This window comes from Maribacter sp. (assembly GCF_039968975.1).
Taxonomy (GTDB): Bacteria; Bacteroidota; Bacteroidia; order Flavobacteriales; family Flavobacteriaceae; genus Maribacter.
Genome location: NZ_JBDVOT010000134.1, coordinates 1 through 4,618 on the forward strand (window position 1 = coordinate 1; position 4,618 = coordinate 4,618).

Consider the following 4,618-nt stretch of genomic DNA (forward strand, 5'->3'; position numbering starts at 1 on the left):
TTCATAAGTGCTATTTAGTCTACCCAAAAATCAGGTTTTATATTACTGCCTAAAAGAGTACAATCTCCACATATTGTAGGCACAAAAATAAATGGACCAACGCAAATAGGGTTTGCATCGGGTACCAGGTTTTCTACATAATCGGAATAGTACGTTACCGTTCCTAAATCAATTCTTTCCAGTAATCCTTGAGGACAGGGGTCCATGATGCCATTAAACAACTTAGCAGTCTCAAATCCGCAATTAAAGGCGTATGGTGGAGTTTCTTCCGGAAAAAAATCTTCGTAATTTAAAAATATACGCTGTTCTGTAACCCCAACGGCTTCTACATAACCATACACATTTTCAACACTGCCATCTTTACGATGTACGTTTGCGTAAATGGCTCCTGGCTCTACTTGAGAAAACACATTGTCCGATTGAGAAAATGCCTGTAGGGTCTCATAAAAAGAATGTGCGTTTGCAGATTGTACTTGCTGCTGTACTAAGATGCTATACCGTTGTGCGATTATGAAATTATCTTTCGTAATAAACCGTACATTATGTTTAGAAACATTGTCTTGGGTAATGCCTGCCGTGCTGAGTAAATCTATAGTGTTGGAAGAAACGGTATTGTAGCAGATGCGGTCTTCAACTGTTTTTTCTACCACTTCTAAATTATAATCTACGGTATCATCAATACCATCGTAATCTGTTAGTTCAAACTCGAAATTTTGCCAGTAGGGCGCAACAATTTTGTAGGTTTCATCATAGGTATATTTAAAATACTCTGCATTACCTGATAAGGATTCACTGTCTGCATATATGGCTATACCTTCTTCTCCGTTATCATTTTCAGCTTTTTCGGCATATAAATTAGTTATCGCAGAAGTACCTAATACAGTTATGGGGTCAGATATATACCCTGTGCCATTATTTGTATTGATATCTAGAGTATAGTTGGTGCCCATTTCTAATGCGAATGGAGTATTGGATAGATAAATACCATCTTGATTTTCAGTGAATGAATATACTTCTCCATTTTCATGAAGTAAGGACACTGTAGCGCCGGTTTCCATGTTAATGCTATCTACAGGTCTACTCCCTAATGGTAAATACGGGCTGTAAATAGTATCGGTTTCTAAGTCTAAACGAACTTCACTTCTGCTTAAATAGACTTTTTGAGTAATAACTTCGTTGGTGAATACAGCTTCTACTACTAATGCAGCTTCTGCTTCATTTTCATTTAGCGTTGCTATTTCAATTTCTTCCACGCAGGAGGTGCAAAAAGTTAGAACAACTAAAAGCGTTAATTTGCGATAATGTGTAAAACTATTTTTAAACATTTATAATTATTATTCTGTCCAAAAATCTGGTTCAATATTACTGCCTAGAGCCGTACAATCACCGCATACCTTTGGTACAAATATATGTGGACCGCCACAGTCAACATCATTAACATTAGGCTTTACATAGCTTATTAAATCTAGATCTATCTGTTGTATGACCGATTGTGGACATGGATTAGGTCCTCTTGGTCCACTAAAACAAAAAGACACATGAGATTCTGGTGCGGTCAATTCCCTACAATTAAAAGGGTATGGAGGTAATTCTTCGTTAGGATAAAAGTCTGTATAATTGAAAAACAACCTGTTTCTTGAAACGGAAACCACATCAAAAAAACCAATTATACCATTCTGATTGCCATCGTTTGCTGAAAGATTTCCTTGTAAAAATCCTGGCTGAACTTGAGAAAAGATGCTTCCGGTTTGGCTGAAGTTATTCAATTGGTCGTAGAAACTAAAAGATGCCGTGCTTGAAACCAATTGTTCTACTTCAATACTATATCTATGGCTTATAATAAAATTATCTTGGTCAATAAAGCGTACCATGAACTTTTTAACGTTATCATTTAAACTACCTTGTTGTGCTTGTATAATGGTATTAGAACCGTTGTTGCCATAACAAACTTGCTGCTCTTCTTCCCTTTCTATAATTTCTAGGTCATAGGTGACCAATGGTAACGCGCATGGCTCGTAATTAGTGAGCTTAAAAGCTTCAGGAGACCAATTTGGGGCAATAATTTTATAGGTTTCATCATAGGTATAGCGTAAATTTTGCACGTTACCAGACTCATCTGCGTTATCTACGAATATGCCTATACCTTGTGCTCCAGATTCACTTGTCGTTTTTTCTGCGTAAAGGTTTGAGATAGCCGCTAAACCTTCAATTTGCATATTGGTAGAGGAATATGTTTTACCGTCAGATGTTATAATATTTAATTGATATGCATTGCCCATTTCAGCTGCAAATTCAATATCCGATTCATATATTCCCGGGCTAGCTTCGCTGAACGAATAGGTAGTGCCATTATCATTTTCTATGGTAACTGTGGCGTTAGATTCATAGCGCACCAAATCTCTATTAATATCACGTATAGGTGTGTATGGGTTGTAAATAGAATCAATACCTAGGTCAACCAATGTATCCATTCTACTTAAGGTTACCCTATGGTTTTTTATTTCATTGGTCAGTGTGGCCTCAACAATTAAAGTTTTCAGCACGTTTTCATCTGACGCTATACCAAGGTCAACCTCTTCAAGACAACTGATGAATGCGAATAAAGTCAATATTATAAAAAGTTTATTTTTCATTTTTCGATCCAAAATTCAGGTGTTATATTATCGCCAAATGTTCTGCAATCTACACAGCCTGATGGTTTTACTAAAAATGGAGCACGAGATAGTTCTCCATTATCATCAGGTTCAAAAAAGTTTTCATTATCGCCAATATATGCTATTTGACCAGCTATGATTCCCTCTATTAGAGGTGAATTTGATCCGCGGTCCACTATAACTTTTCCGTCAATTACAGTTGAGTGAAAGCCGTCAGGATAAAGTGCCGGTACACGAATAACATCACAAGAAATTATATAAGGAGGCAATGGCTCATAAGGGTAAAAATCTTCATAGTTGAAAAATATTCTTTTTTCACTATAAGAGCTTAGTTCAAAGTAACCGAATACAATTGCATCTTCTGAATTTTTAGCGCTAATATTTGATGCTAACATACCGGTCTGTACATTGCTAAATATACTTTCTGAGCTTGAAAAATCTTTTAATGAATTAAAGAAAGCTGCTGCATTGATGTCATGATGATACTGTTTTACTAAAATACTGTACCGATGAGATATGGCATAATTATCACTACCTATAAATCTAACTTCAAAATTCTCTAAATCATTTGTAGTTAAATTACTGGTTGAAGTAATAATTATATTGTTAGATTTATTAGTGCCAAAGCAAATGTCGGCCGGTTCATTTCTTGCGGCTACCGTAACTTCCCAACCATCATCATCTTCACAGAAGAAATCATAATCAACTTCATCCCAATCAAACGGATTATAGTCAGGCGGAATTATTTTATAAGTCTCTTCATATTCATATCTAAAATAATTTGCAGAAGAAGAATTATTTGAATTGCTCACCGTAATTGAAATTCCGTCATTTTCAGAATTATTGAATTTACGTTGCGTTTTAAGTTCTTTTAATTCAATATTAGATGGTAAAGTGGTTTTGTTTGAATGATAAATAACATTGTCAGTGGTTGTAATCTGTAAGGTATATGTTCTACCCTGTTTTAAATTGATAGCTGTTGTTGTACTGTAATTTCCTGGCTCATTTTCAATGAAATCTATAGCCCCTCCCAAATCATCTATTATACTCACTTGTGCTCCAATTTCTGGAGTTGGTTCAATTTCATCAAATGAGAAAGTTCTTGTCAATAGAATGGTTTGCTGTTTATTTTCATCTGTTATTCTGGCATCGACAACTAATGCTCCATCTAAAACTTCTGTGATGTTTTCAGGTTCAAATTCCTCAACACAACCACTTATTTGTAGTGATGTATAAATTATAAAAACCCATTTTAGTTCTTTTTTCATTTTAAGCAATTTTAAAACTTAAAATTATAGGTGATAGAGGGTATTGGAATAGAGAAAATTGAACTCTGTAATGCCTTAACCTCACCATTATCTGTAACAAAGAACACTGAATACGGATTGTTTCTACCTAATACGTTGTAAACCGATATAGTAACAAAACTATGTGCCAGTTTGTTCTTCTTGTGGTTTCCTTCAATATTGAGACCTAAATCTAATCTGTAGAAATCTGGAATTCTGAATTCATTTCTGTCACTAAAAGCAACGAAATCTGCATTATTGAATCTAAATGTACCTACAGGGTAGGTTATTGGTCTACCCGTTTGGTATACAAAGTTTGCGGATATACTATATCGTTTTGTAAATCGGTAATTTGTAATGACACTTACATCATGGGGCTTATCAAAATTGGAAGAAAAAAATTCTCCATTATTAATACGCTCCTCACTGAATTCGCTATCAAATCGGTACAATGATCTAGAGTAGGTGTAACTAAGCCATCCGTTAAAATCACCGCTTTTCTTTTTTAGCAGAAATTCTACTCCGTACGCCTTACCATCACCCTGTAATATCTGTGTTTCTACATTTTCATTTAAGAACAGGTTGGCACCAGTTTTAAAATCGAGTACATTTTCCATTTTCTTGTAATAGCCTTCAATACTTAATTCGTACTCATTTTCTTTAAAGTTTTTATAAAAA

Annotated in this window: 3 protein-coding genes and 1 pseudogene; all 4 read right to left on the minus strand. The window is 34.9% G+C overall.

The window, feature by feature from the left end; all coding sequences use genetic code 11:
• Positions 1–14: 14 nt before the first annotated feature.
• Complete coding sequence (locus tag ABJI11_RS08715; protein WP_348351293.1) at positions 15–1,253, minus strand: DUF4249 domain-containing protein; 1,239 nt, start codon at positions 1,251–1,253, stop codon at positions 15–17.
• Positions 1,254–1,334: 81 nt separating this feature from the next.
• Positions 1,335–2,633 (minus strand): DUF4249 domain-containing protein, encoded by a 1,299-nt coding sequence (locus tag ABJI11_RS08720; RefSeq protein ID WP_348351295.1) that lies wholly within the window; start codon positions 2,631–2,633, stop codon positions 1,335–1,337.
• The gene (locus ABJI11_RS08725) at positions 2,630–3,922 is read right to left on the minus strand and encodes a DUF4249 domain-containing protein (protein ID WP_348351297.1); all 1,293 of its coding nucleotides are present in this window, start codon (positions 3,920–3,922) and stop codon (positions 2,630–2,632) included. The genes ABJI11_RS08720 and ABJI11_RS08725 overlap by 4 nt, the downstream gene beginning before the upstream one ends.
• Before the next feature lie 11 nt (positions 3,923–3,933).
• Positions 3,934–4,618, minus strand: a pseudogene (locus ABJI11_RS08730) (TonB-dependent receptor); the annotation flags it as partial.

Coding starts and splice junctions, on each gene's coding strand:
- ABJI11_RS08720 (WP_348351295.1), bottom strand. CDS start 2,633: ATGAAAAATAAACTTTTTATAATATTGACTTTATTCGCATTCATCAGT.
- ABJI11_RS08725 (WP_348351297.1), bottom strand. CDS start 3,922: ATGAAAAAAGAACTAAAATGGGTTTTTATAATTTATACATCACTACAA.